This window comes from Tychonema sp. LEGE 07196, assembly GCF_963890365.1.
Lineage (GTDB): Bacteria > Cyanobacteriota > Cyanobacteriia > Cyanobacteriales > Microcoleaceae > Microcoleus.
In genome coordinates this window covers 95,417-116,944 of sequence record NZ_CAWPRX010000036.1, presented here as the reverse complement: position 1 = coordinate 116,944, position 21,528 = coordinate 95,417, and the positions used below count along the sequence as shown (strand labels likewise).

At 45.3% G+C, this 21,528-nt stretch carries 22 protein-coding genes; 11 read left to right on the top strand and 11 right to left on the bottom strand.

Annotated features, from left to right (window positions below; translation table 11 throughout):
* The first annotated feature begins 229 nt into the window (after positions 1-229).
* Positions 230-1,078: an Npun_R2479 family HD domain-containing metalloprotein gene (locus AACV78_RS05265; RefSeq protein ID WP_194011390.1), complete on the top strand. Its 849-nt coding sequence runs from the start codon at positions 230-232 to the stop codon at positions 1,076-1,078.
* A 394-nt stretch (positions 1,079-1,472) separates the two neighbouring features.
* Here AACV78_RS05265 and AACV78_RS05260 read toward each other — a convergent pair whose 3' ends face one another.
* The 9 genes from AACV78_RS05260 to AACV78_RS05220 all read right to left on the bottom strand — a co-directional run bounded on the left by AACV78_RS05260 (position 1,473) and on the right by AACV78_RS05220 (position 10,430).
* Positions 1,473-1,988 carry a ferric uptake regulation protein gene (locus AACV78_RS05260; protein WP_194011391.1) on the bottom strand — a complete coding sequence of 172 codons (516 nt, stop codon included), beginning with the start codon at positions 1,986-1,988 and terminating at the stop codon, positions 1,473-1,475.
* A gap of 54 nt (positions 1,989-2,042) precedes the next feature.
* Positions 2,043-2,381 (bottom strand): hypothetical protein, encoded by a 339-nt coding sequence (locus tag AACV78_RS05255; protein WP_228042085.1) that lies wholly within the window; start codon positions 2,379-2,381, stop codon positions 2,043-2,045.
* A gap of 619 nt (positions 2,382-3,000) precedes the next feature.
* Entirely contained in the window at positions 3,001-4,497 is a 1,497-nt protein-coding gene (locus tag AACV78_RS05250; RefSeq protein WP_194011392.1) for a chlorophyll a/b binding light-harvesting protein, read from the bottom strand.
* Positions 4,498-4,519: 22 nt separating this feature from the next.
* Complete coding sequence (locus AACV78_RS05245) at positions 4,520-5,590, bottom strand: chlorophyll a/b binding light-harvesting protein (protein ID WP_194011393.1); 1,071 nt, start codon at positions 5,588-5,590, stop codon at positions 4,520-4,522.
* Between the two features lie 550 nt (positions 5,591-6,140).
* Positions 6,141-6,878, bottom strand: a complete 738-nt coding sequence (locus AACV78_RS05240; RefSeq protein ID WP_194011399.1) for a response regulator transcription factor — start codon at positions 6,876-6,878, stop codon at positions 6,141-6,143.
* Positions 6,879-7,913: 1,035 nt separating this feature from the next.
* Entirely contained in the window at positions 7,914-8,864 is a 951-nt protein-coding gene (locus AACV78_RS05235) for an FTR1 family iron permease (RefSeq protein WP_194011400.1), read from the bottom strand.
* Between the two features lie 152 nt (positions 8,865-9,016).
* The gene (locus AACV78_RS05230; protein WP_194011394.1) at positions 9,017-9,451 is read right to left on the bottom strand and encodes a ferritin-like domain-containing protein; all 435 of its coding nucleotides are present in this window, start codon (positions 9,449-9,451) and stop codon (positions 9,017-9,019) included.
* Between the two features lie 225 nt (positions 9,452-9,676).
* Positions 9,677-9,946: a hypothetical protein gene (locus tag AACV78_RS05225; RefSeq protein WP_194011395.1), complete on the bottom strand. Its 270-nt coding sequence runs from the start codon at positions 9,944-9,946 to the stop codon at positions 9,677-9,679.
* A gap of 85 nt (positions 9,947-10,031) precedes the next feature.
* Complete coding sequence (locus AACV78_RS05220; RefSeq protein WP_194074274.1) at positions 10,032-10,430, bottom strand: hypothetical protein; 399 nt, start codon at positions 10,428-10,430, stop codon at positions 10,032-10,034.
* A gap of 828 nt (positions 10,431-11,258) precedes the next feature.
* On the opposite strand from AACV78_RS05220, the gene AACV78_RS05215 reads away from it, so the two are divergent.
* From AACV78_RS05215 to AACV78_RS05195, 5 genes are all read left to right on the top strand, one after another.
* On the top strand, positions 11,259-12,185 hold the full coding sequence (locus tag AACV78_RS05215; RefSeq protein ID WP_194011396.1) for an energy-coupling factor ABC transporter permease: 927 nt from the start codon (positions 11,259-11,261) through the stop codon (positions 12,183-12,185).
* On the top strand, positions 12,178-12,834 hold the full coding sequence (locus AACV78_RS05210) for a CbiQ family ECF transporter T component (protein WP_194011397.1): 657 nt from the start codon (positions 12,178-12,180) through the stop codon (positions 12,832-12,834). Before AACV78_RS05215 ends, AACV78_RS05210 begins: the two co-directional genes overlap by 8 nt.
* Positions 12,835-12,980: 146 nt before the next feature.
* Complete coding sequence (locus AACV78_RS05205; protein ID WP_194011398.1) at positions 12,981-13,715, top strand: energy-coupling factor ABC transporter ATP-binding protein; 735 nt, start codon at positions 12,981-12,983, stop codon at positions 13,713-13,715.
* Positions 13,716-14,000: 285 nt separating this feature from the next.
* Positions 14,001-15,005 carry a 2-hydroxyacid dehydrogenase gene (locus AACV78_RS05200; RefSeq protein ID WP_194009738.1) on the top strand — a complete coding sequence of 335 codons (1,005 nt, stop codon included), beginning with the start codon at positions 14,001-14,003 and terminating at the stop codon, positions 15,003-15,005.
* A 195-nt stretch (positions 15,006-15,200) separates the two neighbouring features.
* Positions 15,201-15,638 (top strand): CAAD domain-containing protein, encoded by a 438-nt coding sequence (locus AACV78_RS05195; protein WP_194009737.1) that lies wholly within the window; start codon positions 15,201-15,203, stop codon positions 15,636-15,638.
* 384 nt (positions 15,639-16,022) lie between these two features.
* Here the strand turns inward: AACV78_RS05195 and aroA are convergent, their stop codons facing one another.
* Entirely contained in the window at positions 16,023-17,378 is a 1,356-nt protein-coding gene (gene aroA / locus AACV78_RS05190; protein WP_194009736.1) for a 3-phosphoshikimate 1-carboxyvinyltransferase, read from the bottom strand.
* 537 nt (positions 17,379-17,915) lie between these two features.
* On the opposite strand from aroA, the gene AACV78_RS05185 reads away from it, so the two are divergent.
* Entirely contained in the window at positions 17,916-18,410 is a 495-nt protein-coding gene (locus AACV78_RS05185; protein WP_194009735.1) for a YwiB family protein, read from the top strand.
* A gap of 123 nt (positions 18,411-18,533) precedes the next feature.
* Here AACV78_RS05185 and AACV78_RS05180 read toward each other — a convergent pair whose 3' ends face one another.
* Positions 18,534-19,013: a hypothetical protein gene (locus tag AACV78_RS05180; RefSeq protein ID WP_194009734.1), complete on the bottom strand. Its 480-nt coding sequence runs from the start codon at positions 19,011-19,013 to the stop codon at positions 18,534-18,536.
* A 327-nt stretch (positions 19,014-19,340) separates the two neighbouring features.
* On the opposite strand from AACV78_RS05180, the gene AACV78_RS05175 reads away from it, so the two are divergent.
* From AACV78_RS05175 to AACV78_RS05160, 4 genes are all read left to right on the top strand, one after another.
* Complete coding sequence (locus tag AACV78_RS05175) at positions 19,341-20,018, top strand: hypothetical protein (protein WP_194009733.1); 678 nt, start codon at positions 19,341-19,343, stop codon at positions 20,016-20,018.
* Positions 20,015-20,161, top strand: coding sequence for a hypothetical protein (locus AACV78_RS05170; RefSeq protein WP_194009742.1), 147 nt, complete (start codon positions 20,015-20,017; stop codon positions 20,159-20,161). The genes AACV78_RS05175 and AACV78_RS05170 overlap by 4 nt, the downstream gene beginning before the upstream one ends.
* A 136-nt stretch (positions 20,162-20,297) precedes the next feature.
* Entirely contained in the window at positions 20,298-20,597 is a 300-nt protein-coding gene (locus AACV78_RS05165) for a putative quinol monooxygenase (protein ID WP_194009732.1), read from the top strand.
* A gap of 115 nt (positions 20,598-20,712) precedes the next feature.
* Complete coding sequence (locus AACV78_RS05160; RefSeq protein ID WP_194009731.1) at positions 20,713-21,519, top strand: MOSC domain-containing protein; 807 nt, start codon at positions 20,713-20,715, stop codon at positions 21,517-21,519.
* Positions 21,520-21,528 lie beyond the last annotated feature (9 nt).

Sequence of the window (21,528 nt, the reverse complement as noted above, 5' to 3'; positions counted from 1 at the left end):
TAAAAAATATCAGCAGACTGCTCTCTGCAGTGCGGCGGAGACGGGTGTCATTCCAATACTGATTTGATTGAAAGACTTGAAATAACTGCTTTCATAGAATTACAAACAATTCACATAGCGTGAATTAGATTTAAGCCTTTAATTAAAATCCCCTCCCTACAATTAAAGAAACTCAAACTCGGTGCACCAATCAATCTTAAAAGGCAATATTAAGGTAAAATAATAGAGTATGTTTAATTCCACCGAACTGCTGATCGAGGCTTTCATTGAACAACTAGAAAACGGTTACAGCCGCACCTACGGAGGCTACAAATCAGACTATGCCGACATTATTGCCTGGGTCGGAGCAATGGCATTAGAAAACATCGCCAACAGCGACGCTCTTTATCACAATGTAGAACACGCCATTTGCATTACCTTAGTAGGTCAAGAAATCTTGCGGGGAAAACACATTCGCAAGGGCGGAGTTTCCTGCGAAAACTGGCTCCACTACATCATTTCTTTACTGTGTCAAGACATCGGATATGTCAAAGGAGTCTGCCGACAAGACCAAGTATCAGAAGGATTGTACGCTACGGGAAAAGATGGCATGAGAATTGCACTACCTCCCGGTGCAACAGCCGCCAGCCTAGCTCCTTACCGAGTTGACAGAGCAAAACTGTTCATTGACGAGCGTTTCGGCAACCACAAGCTAATTAATGCCGAGATAATTAAGCAGAACATAGAACAAACTCGTTTCTCGGTGCTTGACGGCAACACTGATGAAGATACACTAAATTATTCTTTAGTTCGCGGTGCTGACTTAATAGGTCAGTTCAGCAACCCGCAATATTTACAGAAAATTGGTGCCCTGTTTTACGAGTTGGAAGAAATCGGTGCTACTAAAATTTTGGGCTGCCGGCATCCGGGGGACTTGCTGCAAAGCTACTCAAAGTTTTATTGGAGCGGAATTTATCCTCACATCAGCGAATCCCTTGGTTACTTGCAGTTGACGCAGGAAGGCAAACAAATTGTTGCTAGTTTGTACGCTAACGTATTTCGTATGGAACACGAACGTTGTGATTCTGAGGCTGCTTGAGTACAGGGGAATTCATTAGTCATTAGTCATTAGTCATTAGTCATTAGTCATTAGTTGGTAGGGGCGGTGCCCCCGTGCCCGCCCTCTTAGTTATGAGTTATTAGTTATGAGTTATTAGTTATGAGTTATTAGTTATGAGTTATTAGTTATGAGTTATTAGTTATTTTAGCCTGAGCGAAGTCGAAGGCTAGTCATTAGTGCTCTCCCCCCGATCGAACGTTGTTAGTAGTTGGTTATTATAACTAGACGGAAATAACGAATTATCTCGTGTCAGATCGATTGACCGCAATAACATTAGTTCGTTATGAAAGCGGACTTAAGTCCGCACTACAAACCGTTTAAGATGCGATCGTCTATTGGACGTGATATTACCAATTACCCAAGCGTATTTGACTCAACTCATTTCCTGCTCTAGTTCCGAATGATATCTCGGACACAACCAATTGCTCGGTAGCAAAGAAGGCCATCCCTCCCGCAGCGCTTCCAAACAAACCGCACGCACAGTTAACTGACAGTCGAGCAGTTCTACACCAGCTTTTTCAACTTGCTTTTTACCAATTTTTCCAATTGAGTCGTCGCTAAATTCAAAGGTTTTGTGACACTGAATGCAAACCAGATGGTGGTGGTGATGCAATTCCGGTAAATTCAGTTCGTAATGTTTGTGTCCTTCTGCTAATTCTAGTTCGCGCAAAATACTAATTCTTGCCAATAAGTGCAGCGTTCTATAGACAGTAGACAAGCCTATTTTTTCTCCTTGACTTTGCAAAATATTGTATAATTCTTCTGCACTCAAATGATTGCCTTGTCGCAAATTTTGAAACACATTCAAAATTGTTTCTCGCTGGGGAGTCAGGCGACATCCTCTCTGGTTAAGTTCGACTTTGAGTGAGTTGCTGCTGTATATATTCATCACTAATTTATCCCAATAATTGTTATAATTTCCCCCTCTGTCAGGGGGAGTTTACTAGATCCTAATTCCGGTTTCTAAAGGTGGAATAGAAGGATTAATTGTCTGTTTTCCGGCATAATCTTTGTGAGCTCTAGAGCAATGTTGCTGGCAAGAATTGGCAAAACAAGTCTTTGGTTCAAAGTCAGTACAGCCGATCGCATCCTCAGTACAAGCAACGCACGGCCGCACCGTACACTTGAGACGGTAGTCATTCGTAAAAAATTCGCAATTGGAACAAGGAATTTGATGCAGTCGCCGGAGTTGCTGGAATCCTTCTCGCAATGCTAGCCAAGCACTCCACAAAAACACGAGCATCAAAATACTGATACAGAAGCCGTAAATAACAACAGTCATAGGGTAATTTCTCAAAGTATACACAAATTGGAAACAGATTTAAGTCAGAAACAAAGTAAAAAGAAACTTTGTTTCTGACTTAAATCGCCTTCAGCTTCTATTCAAACCGGCGCGATAAGCGTGCCAGATGTGACCGACAAGCGCTGTTACACCAAATAAAAATTGTGCATTTAGGCGGGCATTACCAACCCAAAACTTAAAATTCGCTTCATCCTTTTCCAAGTGGTTAACGCTAGCAATTGTCACGGTTCTTTCCCTCGTAAAATTAATATTTGGGCAATTTTCAACTTGAATCTTGTTGTCCTTAGCATTTTTTCCAGAGTTTTTTGAACTAGGCAAAATTTGAATAAGACTTACGAATCAAGGTTCAGAAACCGGGGTTTTTACGAAAAGACTTGTGGTCATCCGTAGATTCGGTAAAAACCCAGTTTCTTTGGTGGGAGTGAGTCCAGGAGTTTTTAAGTCCTACGAATCAGGTATTATTTGACAGAAATTTAGCTATGACTTGAGATAAAACCGGATTTCTCGAAGCTATTAGTGCTGCAAGTAGCGGACAGAAACCCGGTGATTTAGTTTTTCGCAGTGCGGACTTAATTCCGCACTACAAACCATTTTTAGTTCAGTTCACAACCCCCCGGAAGATTGCATCAATGCCAGCAAAATTGTCTAACAGCAAATAGGCAAGGAATGCTCCGCTGGTACCGCCCATTACCAAACCGCCCCGGAATAAACTCCAATCTTCAGGCGTTTTGTGCCAGTAAAGAACTTTACCTGCTTCAATCTTCCGATTCTCGTAAATCGAGAGGCCCGTTGCCAAAATCAAGACTAATGCTAGAGTTACCAGCAATGCTGCCAGCGGTGCTAAATTTTTGTCTTGCAAAGGAAGCAATACTGCAAAAGCTCCTACTAGGAAATAGCCGTGAGCCAAGCTAACTTCTAATCCCCTGACTATGGGAGACAATCCCTTGCGGTAAATCGGCAAATTCCGCAAAAAGGTTACAGTCACGTCGGAAAAACTAACTGCTGTTGCCGCCGCAGGTTGAGCTTGTATCCGATCGGACTTTTCAACGCTGCTGGCAGTTGCCGTTACAAATTCGCCCGATCGAAAATCAAACCCCGCCGCCTTCGTGCGAACGCGCAGCGCGTGCCAGATGTGACCCGAAAGCGCCAAAATCGCTAACACAAAATGGCTTGTTGCGAGCCAAGTCCGGGAAGAAACAACCGCTGCATCCGAGCCGCTAAAACCCACAGGGCCGTAGAAAACCTCTGGATAAACAGTGTCATTTACAGTCACAAAATAGGCGGCCAAAAAGCCCATATAAGCCAGAGCGCCCAAACTGTAAGAAAGGTAAGCTTCTCCCGACCAAAACAGCACTCGCTTGGCCCAAGCAAAAGGCTTAGTGAAGATATGCCAGAAACCGCCAAGAATGCAGAGCAAGCCAACATAAATGTGACCGCCGACAACATCTTCTAAGTTGTCAACTGCTGCCATTCCTTCCGGGCCGCGCACTGGCAAAAGATAGCTGAAAATGCGGGCAGGATTGAGGGTTGGTTCGCTAATTATCCGCACATCAGCAACGTGGGGATCGTAAAGACCGCCCCAAAATAAGGCTTTTGCCACCAACAACCAAGCACCTGCACCTAATAGCAATAGGTGAATGCCGATGATGGTTGTCATTTTGTCTTTGTCTTCCCAGTCGTAGCCGAAAGAACCAAAGAATGTTTTGTTTTGCGGCAATACTTTCGGGCCGAGCAAGGAATGGTAAAGACCGCCGGCACCGAGAACTGCGGAACTAATTAGATGCACAACTCCGATCGCAAAATAGGGATAGGTATCAACAATTTGACCGCCTGCTCCTACTCCCAAACCCAAACTTGCCAAATGCGGCAGCAAGATTAAACCTTGGTTGTACATCGGCAACTCTGGGTTAAAGTTTGAAAGTTCAAACAGAGTCATCGCCCCGGCCCAGAGTACAATCAAGCCCGCGTGAGCTACGTGAGCTCCCAAAATTCGTCCTGAAAGGTTGATGAAACGGGCGTTACCTGCCCACCAGCCGTACTCATTTTCTGACTTTTCCGGCTCTGGAATTAAATTCTGATCTGCTATTGCTTGCATTTTCGCTTTCCTCCTGATGCGGTTAACTGGCTGGACTGGCTGCAACTTTATTTCCTTCGGGCTGGATGTCTTCGCGCATGGCTTGCACGACTTTGCCTTTGCGGAAATCAAATCCTGCCGATCGCAAAGCGTGCCAGAAATGGCCTTGTAGAACGAAGAAGGCGAGCCAGAAGTGGGTGTTAGCCAACCAGACGCGGGAGGTCAGCATTCCTTCGCTGTGAAAATAGGGGAACTGCTCGAAGCCAATTTTTAAAGTTGGCCCGTAGAATTCCTCTGGGTAAGCAATGGTGTTGACTGAAACAAAGTAGGCTGCGATGAAACCCATTAAGGCTAAGGCACCGAGACTGTAGGAGAGGTAAGCTTCTCCCGACCAGATGAACAGGCGTTTTGCCCAATCAAAAGGTTGAGTGCGAATGTGCCAGAGGCCGCCGGCAATGCAGAGGATTCCTACCCAGATATGTCCGCCGACAACATCTTCGAGATTGTCAACAGAGGCGAGCCAATGCGTGCCACCTGCACCGAACAGGTAGCCGAAAATCACGGCGGGATTGAAAGTGGGTTCCGAAATTACCCGCACTTGCCCGATCGTGGTATCATATAAACCACCGAAATACATAGCTTTGGCCACCAACAAGAAGGCACCGACACCAAGCAAAACTAGGTGGATGCCCAAGATGGTGGTCATTTTATCTGCGTCTTCCCATCTGTAGCCGAAGAAAGGAGTTTTTTCTTCGAGGGTGGCGGGCCCTTTGAGGGAATGAAAGATGCCGCCGAAGCCGAGAAAGGCTGAGCTAATTAGGTGAATTGCACCAATCTGAAAGTACGGATAAGTATCGACAATTTGGTCTCCGGCACCAACTCCAAACCCGAGTCGGGCTAGGTTTGGCAACAGGATTAAGCCTTGTTCGTACATGGGAAATTCTGGGTTGAAACGGGAAAGCTCAAATAGGGTATAAGCTCCCGCCCAGAGGACGATGAGGCCTGCTTGGGCGACGTGAGCGCCTAGCAAACGACCGGAAAGGTTGATTAAGCGGGCGTTGCCGGCCCACCAGGGAAAGGTTTCTCCTTCGGCTGGGAAGGATTTTTTTGCCATGCTTGTCACGGGGCGATTTACCTCTTGTGAAAGATGTCAGTTGAGTTTTAAGCGCTTGCAGCTTATTGATATAGATAATCAACAATTTTAGAAGTTTCGTCAAGGGTTATTTGATAAAATTTTTCACTTATTTTAGTTAAGATATGTAAACAAGCACTCTAAAATATCGTGAAAATCAGTCTATGACTGGTTTTTAGGTAAAAGCGGAACTTTAGTCCCAGTTGGGAAGAATAAATATTAGAGCAATATTTATAAAGCTATTGACAAATAGTATTAGTAAGGGTAGAGTGTTGTTTAAGTAGCTATCTCATCCTCTCGCAAAAGACAAGGTGGCAAAACAAATCCGGTACTTTCTTCTGGGTAAGCTTCCATCGAAGTGGGACTAAAAGACGGTGCGGGATTGTTTTTTCTCAATTAAGAGAATTAATACCAGCTAATGGCTATTTCTTGGCATATTCATCTCAAACTCCAAACCACAAAGCCTGAGAGCAAACGCTCTCAGGCTTTTCTATCGAAATTTTTAACTGCTTGTGGAATCTGGCGCGCCCGTTCAAGCAGAGGATTTGCTTTCCTCGGCGACTTGCTCGTTGCTGGGCAATTCGAGGCAGTAACCGGCCCCGTATACGGTTTTGATGTACCGAGGATGGCGGGGATCGGGTTCCATCTTGGTTCTCAGGTGTCTGATGTGTACGCGAATTGTTTCGATGTCGTCGTCTGGGTCGTAGCCCCAGACTTCTTTGAGGATTTCGCTGGGAGAGACTGTTTGACCGTGGCGCTGCAGCAAGCAGTGCAGCAACTCGAACTCTAGGTGAGTCAGTTTGACGGTATTAACGTACCAAACAGCTTCAAACCTTTCGGGGACGAGGGTCAGCGGGCCGTAATTCAGGATTTCGGAGTGTTTGGCTGCTTGGGGGATGCGGTCTGTGCGCCTTAGCAGGGCTCGCACTCGCGCCAGCATTTCTTCTAGTTCAAAGGGTTTGGTCAGGTAGTCGTCGGCGCCGGAGTTGAAGCCTTCTACTTTGTCTTGAGTTTGGCTTAAGGCTGTCAACATCAAGACGGGTATGTCGGATGTGCGATCGTCCCTCCGCAAACGCTGACATACTGTGAATCCGTCTACTCTAGGCAGCATCAGGTCTAGGACAATCAGATCCGGCAGCAGTTGTATTGCCAGTGCCTGACCTTTGATGCCGTCTTCTGCCTGGGTGACTTCGTAGCCAGCCATTTCTAGGTTGACGGCTACCAGTTCGGCGATCGCTGCGTCATCATCAATAACAAGTATCCGAGGCATCATCATTTATCTCACCGCTAACCAGATGGCTGAGACTACAGCATTCTGGGGGTTCCAGCTAACTTTAACGAACAATGTTTTAATCTTAAGCTTCATTAAGAGCTTTGCGAATTCTGTAAATATTCTTGTACTAATTATAAGCCCTATGGAGCAACTATCAAAAAAATGTTCGCCAAAAATCTTTCTGAGGGCAGATTTTTTTACTGGCCGAGAGGTTAAATTTTGGTCGGATGCGGTCGGGTTTTGCGGGGAGTTAGCTGCGATTTGATGTGAGATTTAAGATTTCAGAGGCGATTCTGGCTTGACTGGCCGATCGATGTAACTGTATAGCCTTTCTGTGCTCTGGTATGAGGTACTATCCGGGCATGGGGCATAGGGCATAGGACATAGGGCATACCCCACTTTTTTGATAACCGCTATATCTACGACTGTCGAAATGAGAAATGCCAATATTTTTGGTAGGAATTTGCCCTAAAGTTGAGCGGTTGAGCCTAGAAATTGATAGTGGCGGATATCTGGTGGTGCAATTCCTCAAGCTTCTAATTGCTGCTGTGCGGCTTGAATGTGAATTGAAGCGAGATGTATTGAGAAGAAAACTTTGCTTTCCCACTTTTGGATGCGGGTAAAATCGATGTCGGTTTGCTGCGGCATTTGTCGATCGACCTGTTTCGCGATCGAGCTTGTTTTGCCTCTATGATATCAAAAAATAGTCTGAGCCTTTGAGTTTATGGTTGCCCACGATCGATCGCCCAACAACTCTAAATTTTGTTAACTTTGTTAAGTTCAGTTAAAAAAAAATTCTTTTTTTTTTTGATGCCTAGGGCTTGCTTTTGATGGCTATTGACGGTATAATCTAATAATGAGAGTGTGACTATTTGTACCCAAAAAACTCACTATTCCCATTATTAAATGGTATCATACAAAAGTCAAAAAATCAACCCCCAAACCTGAAAAAAATGGGCATTTTTTTTAATCTTCTGAAAAAATAAAAATTTGTTGAAGCTGCGACATAACCGAGAAAAACTGCTAGCAAAGCTAGTGAGGCGGAGCGGGTTGAGTATTGTTGCTGGGAAGAGTAGGCTTAGAGTCTAATTTTTGGAAGTAAAGACTGCCGATGGTGGCTAAAAATATTGTATAACCAACAGCTTGCAAAAGATAGATTCGATCTCTGTATCCAAAGAGTGCTTTGAGAATAACTCCGGGAAACTGCCGATCGGGCAAAACTCCTGCGGCATTCCACACCATCGGGCCTAAAATACAAGAGTGCAGTGCTGCAGTGCGATCGTAAAAAACACAAATCCCTGCATACTTGCTATCCATCTGCGACAAAATAGCAGCAGCTTGGTCAAAATGCTTGAGTGCAGATACCGCCAAACCCGCCACAATTAATAGCAACAAAATTCCCATAAACTTGAAAAACAGGCGGATATCAATTTTGACTCCCCACTTGAACAACAGCGCCCCAATGATTGTCGCCCCAGTCAAACCGCCCAAAGCGCCTAAAGCGGGACTCAAACCCTGTTGAAATTGAGCGCTAACAAACAAAACTGTTTCAAAACCTTCGCGCAGTACCGCAATGAAAATTAAACCAAATACGCCCCAGCCGGCCTGAGTATTTTCTCTTAAAGCTGCTGTAACTGCTCCTTCAACTTCAGTTTTGAGAAACCGCGCTTGCTGAGTCATCCAAATTAGCATCCAGCTTAGCATGGCGATCGCCACAACTCCCAAGACGCCTTCTAATAGCTGTTTGATTACCGGTGCGTAAGGCTGATTAGATGTTGATAGGGCGGCGAGTAACCCGTTGAATAAAACACCAACCAAACCGCTAGCAGCAATGCCGGCTGCGACACCTGCATAAACCCAGGAATTGAGGTTACTTTGCTCGGCTTTTTTCAAACAAGCGAGAACAATTCCCACGACTAAGGCTGCTTCCACGCCTTCGCGCAGGGTAATTACAAAAGTCGGTACAGCTTCGCTAAAAATCAGTTCCATAAAGTTCGTAGTGAGGACTGAAGTCCTCCATATTTTTTTTAGTGAGGACTTCATTCCTCTCTTGCGATACTTTTAGTTAATAAGGACTAAAGTCCTTAGTACAAACTAATTAGATCCCAACTAAGGAAGGCTGGTTATTAATTGCCTTAACTAAAATCTCTAAGCATCTTTTTCAGTTCTACTTGATGCAGTTCTTCTTGACCGATCATGGTGCGGGCGTATTCTTCCAGATAAATACTGCAATCTGTCACTACTTCAAGTAAAGATTTATACTTTTTGAGGGCTTTCTTTTCGTGATTTAAACTTTCTTCCAACAAATCTTTTACCGAATGTTTGTATGTTTCTTCGATATTCGCAATTTTTTGCGTTGGATGTCCTTCTAAACCAGTAAGAATTTCTCCGGCTTGTTGCGCGTGGAGCAGGGATTCAGTTGCTTGTGCTTGAAAAAATTGCACGATGGGGATGCGGTTTGGGCCTGTCACCATCAGTGCATAGTGGGTGTAGCGCACAACCCCTGCTAGTTCCCATTCCATGATGGTGGCTAGCAGTTCTTGGGTTTTTTTATCGTCAAGTTCTTTCATTTGTTGTGTTTGATTTAAAATGCAATAAAAGACAGTATTTAGGATATCATGTTTCTTGATTGAATGGATTTTTGGCAAAAAGTGTTTTTTTTAAAGGCCTAAAGCGGTAAGGTGCGATCGATCGCCCCTTACCGCTTTAGGCCTTTGAATTTTGTCGTGATTTCAAGAAAAAGTTTCCCAGCAAGGCGCGCGCCGCGCAGCTTACCGGACAGTTTTTTGTCTCAGTTAGGGGTTGACTTCCAAGACTCCATTAGGAGCAAACACTACGGTAAATTTGGCTGCGGGTACTGCACCGCTGTTACTCTGAGTTTGGGAAGTCTGCTGCAAAGAAGGTAGGGGAGTTTCTTGGGTGAAATCTTTGGCTGGTTGATTGAGCGGCTCGAAATTTGCGATCGCCCCATCAAGACTCGCAGTCACGCGATACACTAGATTTTGCGTGAAGGTAGGCTTAGTTTGCCAATCTCGATCGATGCGATCGTAAGTAGTAAGACACAATTAATTACACAAAACTCTGGGCTACAAGCCTTGTCTAGTAAAGAATCAGCAAAAAATCAGTGTGTAATTAATTCTGTCCAATTACTTACAGTTTCAGACTTAACTCCTGTAGCTGGGCGCGATCGGTAATTTCTGCTGTCTGATTAGTCCCATTCACCGCCTGAGCTTCTGCTGGTTGGCCTGCTGATACAGGTACAGCTTGCACAGTCTTATCTGTACCACTACTGGTAATAGCTGTTTCAGTAGACTGATTAGTAAAAGGCACAACATCAGGAGACTTTTGAGGCAACTTTTTTGGGCTGTCAGCAACTACCGCCTGCAGCGCACCGCTACTGGTAATAGCTGGTTGGGCGGGCTGATCAAAACTCCGAACATCTGTCGCAGTACCATCAGGATTTTTCAACTCTGGTGTCCAAGATTTGACGTAAATACCGCGAAACTTTTCTTTTTGCGCTACGCGAAACATCGCGATGGGATAAGTCACACAAAAAAGAGTGAAAACTCCCATACAAGCCCAAACTATTTTGTGCATCTCCCTGGCTGGGAGCGGCTTATTTTTTGTTGGCGTTGCTGATTTACGGTATGAAAGGCTAAATATGCAAGTCATAGAAACCAGAATCCACAAAACTTCTGAATTTCAACTTATTTTTTCATACCCTGATTAAGCAACGCCTGTTGGGAAAATTACTTGACAATAATTGCATTAGTTTTTTGAATATCTTGAGAATGCCCGCAGTGTGGACTGAGCCGTGAAGCGTAGCTATCCCGTAGGGAATCGCACGTTTGCGCGATGGACTGCTGCAAAAATATTACTGACTATAATAAGTAGCAATAATTCGGGCTTTTTCATTTTTCCAACACCCACTAATTGCGATTTGACTAGCTTTCGGGCAATTTTACTGCTGCTGCGGTCAAAAGGTTAATGCGATTAGTTCTCAAAAATTGAGAATAAAACCAATTGAGAATTTTCAGTCAATTATTTATATTTTTTTAATATTTTGCTTGACCAACCCAAAAACGGATGTTAAATTGCCAAAAGATATTAATAATTTTTATCAAAAAGCTGGCAGGTGCGGGCTGTAAGTATAAAATTCGATTAATTGTTAAGAATTACTTAATCTCCGATCGCCCCGGAGTGAAAATTATGGCGGTTTGTTGCCTGCATCCTTGTAACAGAAGCCATCGCCCGCCACGAATTGCCCCCTAAAGAAGAGCATCACTGCCCCGCACCAATCCCCCCATAGGGCATAGTAAAGTTTTGTAATAAATAGTTGACTAAAGGGTTGGGAGTTCTCTTGTTTGGGATATATCGATGCACATACCTGATGGTTTTCTTTCACCGCCCGTAGCCATTGCCACCGGCGTAGCAAGTGCAGCAGTAATTGCAGTTGCCCTAAGTCGAACCCGCGCCAGTCTGGGATTGCGGCAAGCCCCAATCATGGGCTTAACCACAGCTTTCGTGTTTGCTGCCCAGATGATTAACTTTCCCGTAGCCGGCGGCACCAGCGGGCACTTGTTGGGAGGGGCGCTGGCATCCGTGGTTTTGGGGAGCCCTTGGGCGGCAACTTTGGCGATGAGCACGGTTTTTATCATTCAAAGCGTCTTGTTTGCCGACGGGGGCATCACCGCCTTGGGTGCGAATATTTTTAACATGGGGCTAGTGGGCATTTGGGTTGGCTGGTGGCTGTTGCAGCCGTTGCAGCAACTCTTGGGAGGTTCCAGAAATCGCTTGCCCATAGCTGCGGGTATTGCCGCCGCCCTCAGCGTCGTTGCTGCTTCTATTTGTGTGGCGATCGAACTAGCAATTTCTGGTACAGTACCGCTGAATATCGCATTACCCGCAATGGTAGGCGTACATATTTTAATTGGCATTGGCGAAGGGATAATTACAGGCGGAGTTTTAACTTATCTCGTCAAAGTTCGGCCGGATTTATTACCGGGAGAACAGCCGCAATTGCAGAAATGGGTAGCGCCAGTAGTAGGGGTTTTATTAATTTCGGGCTTGCTTTCGCTGTTCGCTTCAAGTTGGCCCGATGGGTTAGAAGCTGTAGCGGAAAAATACGGTTTTAAAGATAAAGAAGCTGTGGCGATCGAAAATCCTACTCCTTTAGCAGGTTACACAGTTAAAGGATTAGAAGAACAGCCTATCGCTACTAGCATTGCTGGAGTTGTGGGATCTGCCCTCTGCTTCGGTGCAGCCTTTGGTATTGCTCAATTGGTCAAACCGAAAGATGCTTAGACTCTCGATACCTTTTCGATTGCGGTTATCTCTGATAATTGTAGTCGGCATTGGTTTTATGAAGACTGGCGCTTGGCTGTGGCTGGGGATTTATGGGGCGATCGCACTTTTTTGGTCGTTGTGGCTGAGAGCACCGCTGCGAACCCTATTACAACTGTTAGGAGCAGAATTAATTTTTCTGTCATTGTTAGTATTGCCACAAGGTTGGGAACGTGCCAGTTTTCTGTTGCTGCGTTCCCTAATTTGCCTGCTAATTATGAACAGTTTTCTGCTAACTTTGCCGCCCCACAGTTTCGGAATCGCCCTCAAAGGATTGCCCCTACCAGCAGGTTTACAAGAGATAGTTCTGTTAGCAGGACAATACTTAGAAATCTTGCTGTCCGAAGTCAACCGCATGAAAAGATCCGCGCAACTCCGAGGCTTATCCGGTACGGCAGGATGGTTGCGCTACGCCAGTGCTTCCATGATCGGAGCGCTTTATTTGCGAAGTCTCGATCGCGCAGAAAGAGTACACGCAGCCATGCTGATTCGCGGCTATCAAGGAAGTTTGCCCACCGACTCAAAATCAACACCAAAACAGCGACTGTGGCTGACAGTCGCGGTTTTAACAGCAGCGGGATTAACAATAGCTTCTTACGGTAATTGGTAATTAGTCATTAGTCATTAGTCATTAGTCATTAGTCATTAGTTGTTGTTGATTTAAATGTTTTTTTACTCTCCCCTTCTCCCCTCTCTGCGTTCTCTGCGCCCTCTGCGGTTAAAAACTCTTAATCCTAAAATCGAGGCAAATAAAAATTGACTAATCCCACATCACCGCCAACCATTGAAGTGCAAAACCTAGTATTCAGCTATCCCCAACAAAAGCCAGTATTGCGGGGGATTTCCTTTAGTTTGCAACCAGGGGAAAGAGTAGGCTTAATGGGTTTAACAGGGGCTGGTAAAAGCACTTTACTCGAAAATTTAATCGGCTTAAAAATGCCTCAATCCGGCGAAATTAGAGTGCAGGGAACCAAGCTGGAACAGGCGACTTTATCGCAAGCGCGGAAGCAAATAGGATTCTGTTTTCAAGATGCTAACGACCAGCTATTTATGCCGACTATTTTAGAGGATGTGATGTTCGGGCCGCGCAATTATGGAGTGTCGCCTGGGGAAGCGCGCGATCAAGCTTTAGATTTATTAGACGAATTCGGTTTAGTCGAATTTGCCAACCGTTCCGCCCACGAACTTTCCGGCGGTCAAAGAAGGTTAGCAGCCTTGGCAGCAATTTTAGCATTAAAGCCTGCAATTTTAATCTTAGACGAGCCGACTAACGGACTAGACCCCTCGTGGCGCAGACGTTTGGCTACAGTTTTGTCGCAATTGCCGATCGAGGTAATTTTAATCGCGTCCCATGATTTGAATTGGATCGGAAAAACGACTCAAAGGGCGTTAATTTTGGCGGATGGTGAGATTAAAATTGACAGAAAAACTGAAGATTTGCTAAAAGACAAATCAACTCTTGAAAGTTATAATTTGCCGCCCGATTGGTAATCGGTCATTAGTTTGTAGGGTGCTACAACCTCAGACTGTAAATTGCGAGATCAAAGGAGGTATAGTCCCCGGCTTTGCATTACCAGGCAGAGCGAAAGTAACGAGGAAGAGAGTTTTGGTTGGGAAAGAGAGTTAATCTGGAAAGAATTGCTAATACCAATTTCATAAAGTAGCGTTAAATATTACCCCCCCAACCCCCCCGATGCCTTGGGGGGGCTAAGACTTCATCAATAGCATATCTTTAGAAAAATGGTATAACTATTACTGAATTTGCAGGCAAAAATCATGAAGGTAGCTGTATTCAGCACGAAATCTTACGATCGCACTTTTTTGGAAGCAGCCAACAGCGGCCAACACGAGTTGGTGTTTTTTGAACCGCGCCTGAACCTGGAAACGAGCGTGCTAGCTGCGGGATTTCCGGCCGTCTGCGCCTTCGTTAACGACTGTTTGGATGCTCCAACGCTCCGGGCGATCGCCCAAAATGGCGTGCGCTTGCTGGCGCTGCGATCGGCCGGATTCAATCACGTCGATTTAGCAGCAGCCCGCGATTTAGACTTAACTCTGCTGCGAGTTCCCGCTTATTCTCCCTACGCCGTCGCCGAACACGCAGTCGCCATGATTTTGTCCCTCAACCGCAAAATCCACCGCGCCTACAACCGCGTCCGCGAAGGCAATTTCGCCCTAGACGGCTTGTTGGGTTTTGACCTCCACGGTAAAACGGTGGGAATTGTCGGTACTGGCAAAATTGGCGCGCTTACTGCCAAAATTCTCCACGGATTCGGCTGTCGCCTCCTGGGATACGATGTTTTTCACAACCCGGATTGTGTGGCCCTGGGGATGGAATATGTGGCGCTGACCCAACTGTTCGCCAACTCGGATGTTGTCAGCCTCCACTGTCCGCTGATCCCGGAAACTTACCATTTGATCGATACAGGGGCGATCGAACAAATGAAGCCGGGGATCATGGTGATCAATACTAGCCGGGGTCAGTTGATTGACACTAAAGCTGTCACCAAAGGGCTGAAATCTGGCAAAATTGGCTACCTCGGCCTAGATGTATACGAACAAGAGACGGATTTGTTTTTTGAGGATTTGTCGGATCTGGTGATTCAAGACGACGTATTTCAGCGCTTGCTGACTTTCCCCAACGTCCTGATTACCGGACATCAAGCTTTTTTCACTCAGGAGGCTTTGCAAAATATCGCCGAAACCACGATCGGGAATATCACCGATTTTGAACAAGGGCGTACTTCTCCCAATCAAATCGACCTCAGTGAATTAAAAAAATGAGTCAAAAGAGCGATTTTGCAACGACGGCAATTGTTTAAAATCAATTGATATGTTTGTTTTGCTTGCAATTTGTGAAAGTCTGGCTTAATCTCATCAATTAGTCCCGGCTGCCAGAATGCTGTGCTAAATGCCGGATAATTATACTGGCAGCAACTCAAAGCCTGCAATTTTACTTGACACCGGAGGAAGTATCAAATGACACAAGCTAACTTTTCTGACGACACACAAACGATGACTGAAGTCGTCACAGTAGACCTGGTGGCTGACCAACCCGGGGTCATCACTACAGTGACAACTACAGAAACACCGACAAGCCAGTTCCAAGATATTAAAGACCAAGTTCTCACAATTTTGTCGGAACTTCCAGTTTATCTATCCAATTTTTTTACTGAATACCAAAAGCCTCTGATCACAGTGGGTTTAATCCTGGCAGGCGGTGTTAGTCTTAAGGTAATGCTGGGAGTTTTAGCGGCTCTTAATGATGTCCCTTTGGTAGCTCCAGTTTTTGAGTTGATTGGCATGGGATATACGGGTTGGTTTGTTTACCGCTATCTCCTCAAGGCTTCTACTCGTCAAGAGTTATTAACGGAAGTTGATTCTTTTAAAGAACAAGTTGTAGGCAAAGATTCTTAGTGATTAGTGATTAGTCATTAGTCATTAGTGATTAGTGATTAGTTATACCAAATTCGGGTTTGGGATACCTACCCTTTATCAACCAGTCGGCCTTGGGGCCGACATCGTTTGACTTTCTGGCGGTTTCAACCGCCGAATCATCCAGGGGTATGTTACCCGAATTTGGTATCAGTGGTTATTGGTCATCAGTTATGGGTGATTAGTTATAAGTCATTGGTCATCAGTTATGGGTGATTAGTTATTGGTTATTGGTTAGCAGTTAATGGTTATTTGTGATGCTATACCAATAACCGATAACAAGTAACAAATAACAAATAACAAATAACAAATAACAAATAACAAATAACAAATGCCCAATGCGCCATGCCCAATGCCCAATCTTCCTTAATTTTGATGGCAAAGTTGTTGCAAAGTGGCGGTAAAATCGGGGTAGGAAATGGCAGCAGCTTCGGCCCGCTGAATGTTGGTAACACCTTTGGCATTCAGGGCTGCGATCGCCAAACTCATCGCTATTCTGTGGTCGGTGTAGCTGTCAACATCCGCGCCAGTTAAAGGAGTTCCGCCGGTAATTTCTAAGCCGTCGGGTAACTCAGTAATTTGGGCTCCCATGCGGTTGAGTTCCACAGCAGTCACGGCCAGCCGATCGCTCTCTTTGACTCGCAACTCTGCCGCATCTCGAATTATTGTAGTACCGGACGCAAAAGCTGCCGCAACTGCCAAAATGGGGATTTCGTCAATCAATCGGGGAATTAAGTCGCCAGCAATGGTGCATCCCCGCAGCTTACTGGAATAGCGAACCAAAATATCCGCTACAGGTTCGCCAGCCGCCTCTCGCTGATTTTGCAGTTCAATGTCAGCGCCCATCATCTCCAAAGCTTCCAAAATACCCGTGCGAGTTGGGTTGACTCCGACATTTTCGACTACGAGTTCGGAACCAGGGACGATCGCCCCAGCCACCAGCCAAAATGCCGCCGAACTAATATCTCCCGGTACAATCACATTCTGCCCTTGTAGTTGCGCGGGCCCAGTGACTGTAACGCTGCAAGTTTCTGGATCGACGCTCAATTTTGCTCCGAAGGCCCGCAGCATCCGCTCGCTGTGATCCCGCGACAGAGCGGGTTCTGTGACTGTAGTTTCTCCCTCAGCCATCAAACCGGCCAGCAAAATGCAGGATTTAACTTGAGCAGAGGCGATCGGCGAATGGTAGTGAATCCCTTTTAACTGCTGTCCGAGTATCGCTAAGGGAGCTAAAGAACTGCTTTTTCTACCCCAAATTTGCGCTCCCATTTGTTGCAGCGGTTTAATGACGCGCGACATGGGGCGCGATCGCAAAGAACTGTCACCAGTTACCGCAAAAAAACGCCCCGGATGAGACGCTAAAATTCCCAACATCAACCGCATCGTCGTGCCGGAATTACCCGCGTCCAAGACTTCGAGAGGCTCCTTTAACTCGCCAATTCCGACACCACGGACGCTCACCCGTTTCGCGTTAAGTTCCGAAACCGAGGCTCCCAATAGCGAGAAACATTTAGCAGTGCTGCGGGGGTCTTCTCCTAGCAGCAGTCCCTCAATAGTCGTTTCACCGCTGGCGATCGCGCCCAACATCAAAGCTCTGTGAGAAATCGACTTATCGCCCGGAACTCGAATCCGACCTCGCAGCGACAAGCCCGAAGCAGGTTTTTGAATGCTTAAAGTTTGACTTTCGCCTAGAAGCGAAGTAGTTATAATATCAGCTTGCATTGAGATAAACTAGGATGGGACAGCGTTAGCTATCCTACCCTTTTCTCAGTCCTAAGTCATACCATTTTAGATTTTAGATTCTTTGACTTCGCGAGCCAACAAGTTTTAGATTTTAGAATGGGGAATGATATACCGCATAGGGCTTTGGAACAGGGGCTACCCAATTTCATTCTTTTGTGAAACTGGTATCAGCCACGGGGGACAGCAGATGCAACTGTACAGATTTTATCTTGATTTTACCAAAAACCATCCGTATATTTGCTCATATTTCACTTATTGCACTCAGTTATTGAACAGATGATTGAATTTTGACTGAACAATTTTAGATTTTCGATTGCTAGTTGTAGATTTTTGATTGTTTTAAGCAAAATCTCCGGAATTTGGAATCCAACCAATCTAAACTCTAAAGTACAAAATTTCAAACTTGTACGCTCGCAACTTGTGAGCCAGCGTCTTAACCCCTCAAGTCGAAGGGAGCCGAAGCAAGCCGAAGTATCTCAAAACACCCGATCCACAATAACTCCTACACTTTTATTTATGCTGACGCATCACCGCAAGCCTGTAAGTTTATCGCTGGTATCCACAGATTTACCTTTGTGGTCATTCGTTGAAACCGCTGGTACGCTTTATCAAAAAGACAGCGATCGCTTTCACTTGTTGCTACACGAACCGGCAATAGTCGATCGCCAATTTTCCGACGAATCTGGCGAGGAAGTTGCTATCTTACCAACCAGCATAAAACCCCGGTTACTGTGGCTAGAAGTTTCGCCCTATCGAGTCATTATGACCATGCAAGGAAACGGCAAATACAGTTACCGCCACTGCTGGGAACGGGGAATGTACGGGCTTAGCCGTTACTGGCTTCAGGGCGAATCGCTGGCGACTCCCGAACAGTTGCGCCTCCGCAACTTCACTCGCAACTTGACGCTGACAGGAAAGCCGGAACCGGGACACTTGCGGTTAGAATATGAGTTGTGGTCGGAAAAAGTACAACTCGGTCGCTATATTTTGAATCTAGAAATTCATCATTAAATTTGGTAATTAGTCATTAGTCATCAGTCATCAGTCATTAGTCATTAAGTAGGCGATCGCAAAAAACAATCACATCTTGCAGGGTATTATAATTGATGTTTTGATTTTTTTGCAATTACCTATTTACCGATCGCTCTTACAATATTGAATCAGTTTGCCACTCAAAGCATCTAGATTTTCCGCTGCTTGATTCGCCTGCTGTCCGTATCGGAGAATATTTGCGCTAGCTGTTTTGATTTGCTCTCGACCTTTTATACTGGTAGAAGCCTGATTTGCAGTCTCAAGAGCTTTGGCTATGTCGCCTAGTGCTTGACCCATTTCCCGGAAGGATTTAACCGATGGGCCTTGAATCTCTTTGAGGGTGGGATCTGTGACTTCCAAAGCCTCAAGTTGTTTCGCTGTCTGGTTCAAATCTTTAGCTAAGTTCTTGCTAGTTACAGCATCGTAGCTGCCTTTCTTAAGATCGATGAGAGCCTTGCCTTTGGTGACAATTTCTGTAAACTTAGTACACTGGACAGTTCGGTTATCGCCGCAACTAATAGTCAGGGTACAGCAAGCAACAACTAGAGACAGGATGGCAATCTGTTTGCGAAATAAGTACATGAATCCTCGGTTATAAAAAAAGTAGATTCTGGGATTTTATAGTATAGTGGAGAGTTTCGATTTTGGATACTTCGATTTTCTTCGACTTCGCCATCGGCTAAGTCGTCGTAGAAGTTTGAGATAGAAAAATTGACTCAGCTAGATTAATCAAAAAAGTTGGAAATTGGGTCTAAAATTAGGATTGTTCACTTAGGAGTGTGGGGGTTTTATCCGTTTTTAGGCAGATAGCGATTAGCGGATTTAGACAGCGATATATCTAGTGTCGAAAAACCAGACGGCTTTCAGACAAGCACGGCGTTAGCGAAAGTACATACCTGTTCAGGAACTATGGTCAAAAACAGCAATAACCTACAGAAGGGCAGCATTTGGGGATATCTTACCCTACTTTTGCCTATTTGCTTGACGGCGGTTGCCAGTTTCGAGTCGGGAACGATGTTTTGGGCGATCGCCACCACAGCGGGCATTGCTTGGGCTTACAAGTTTTACCAGCAGCAGCAAAAACATAAACTCGCTCATTTAGACTCGGTTTTCTACAAGTTGATCAAGGAAAATCAAGGGCGAGTTACGGCTTTGGATTTGGCGATGAATGCGAAACTCCCAGGATCAAAGGTTCAAGAATATCTTGACAAACGGGCCTATGAGTTTGCCGCCGATTTTGAAGTGACGGAACAAGGAGGAATTTTGTATTATTTTCAAATAGCTCCAAATGTCAATCAAAGCGCCACACCTAACGCGGTAATAGCTGTTAAAGAGCATCCCACAAATGGGGAACAAGCACAAGAAAAAAAACCTAATTTATTTCCGATAGCTCAAACCAAGACTCCTCAAAAGCCGAAAATCTCTTTTACCCAGACGGAACTTTCCCGTCGCTTCAAAGTTCACGCCACTACGATCGGCAAATGGAAAGTTAAACCGGAGTTTGCTGAGTGGAGCCGCGAAAAAGACCCGGAGAATCTCGCCTGGGAATATTCTACAGCAAACAAGCGATTTTATCCCAAAGATTGAGAAGAAGGAAGAGGGAAGAAGGAAGAGGGAAGAAGGAAGAGGGAAGAAGGAAGAGGGAAGAATATACCAAGAAAGCCGGTTTATACGACGTTCTGCGGTTGGTAACGAAGAATTTTGGAATCAACCTGGTTTCTGAGACTTGAGCGCTTCCTGGAAAGATTATGCTGGCTGTTGACCGATCGACCTCTTTGAGTTATTTTTAGTAAAATCGTGTTTTGTTGAGTTTGCCCGATCGACATCGGTAAATTCGATCGCCATAACAGCTTGTTTTTTTACCCTATGTCCAAACCAACCTTGCGAGTAGTCGCCCGTCTCGCCGCCTTTCCCGACAAAGTAGCAGAACTTAAATCTCTGCTGTTGAGCATTATCGAGCCAACTCGCCAAGAAAAAGGCTGCATCAAATACGAATTATTGCAAAATCAAGCCGATCCTACAGATTTCACCTTTGTTGAAGAGTGGGAAAGTGCAGCTTTGCTAGAACAACATCTCGCTTCAAATCACCTTCAAGCCGCCGTGCAGAAATTAGACGGTTTGGCCGTTGGGCCTCCCGATATCCGCCGCTATGAATTGTTAGCTTGATGGGCTGTTTATAGCAATTTTATTAATGTTTTTGAATTAGCTTTTACCCCCCTAGCCCCCCTTAATAAGGGGGGGACAAGAGTTCAGATGAAATGGAAGCGCAGCTAAAAAAAATATGACATTAGCAACCATAAAACAGTTATTCATTTACCCCATTAAAGGGCTGACACCGCAAGAAATGTCGGGGTTTGCTTTAACAGCAGGACATGGAATTAAGGGCGATCGCGCTTTTGCCTTAATGTTTGCAGATAATATAGAAGCTGCAAAAATGCCCGCCGAAAATGTACCTTGGATGAGCAAAAAATCTTTTGCAGTTCAAAACGATTGGCCGCATTTAGCAGCTTTAGAATGCCACTATCAACCGGAAACGACCGTTTTAACAGTCCAGCGTCAAGGAGTTGCAGTGTTATCAGCAGCAACGAACACAGCAGCGGGGCGCGATCGCATCAGCAGCTTTTTTAGCGAATATTTGGCGGAAATGCAGCCAACAAAAGAAGCAAGACACCCGGAGTTTGCACCTTTGCAGTTAGTCGGCGACAGCAGCGGCGAAACTCGCTATCCCGATCGAGCACCCGTACACATTTCTCTCCTCGCCCAAGCCACCCTAGACGAATTAACCGAAAAGGCCAACCAACAGATAGACGTGCGCCGATTTCGCCCGAACATTCTGCTAGAAGGCATGGAAGCTTGGTCGGAATTTGAGTTAATCGGAAAACAGTTTCAATTAGGTACAGCTCTGATCGAAGTGACAGCACGAATCGGTCGCTGTGTCAATATAGAAGTAAATCCAGAAACGGGCGATCGGGATATTCCCCTACTGAGTTTACTCAAACAAGAATTCGGTCACGCACAAACCGGAGTTTTAGCCAAAATCATCAACAGCGGCACAGTTAAAATCGGCGATGTTTTGACTTCTAATTAATAAAAAGCG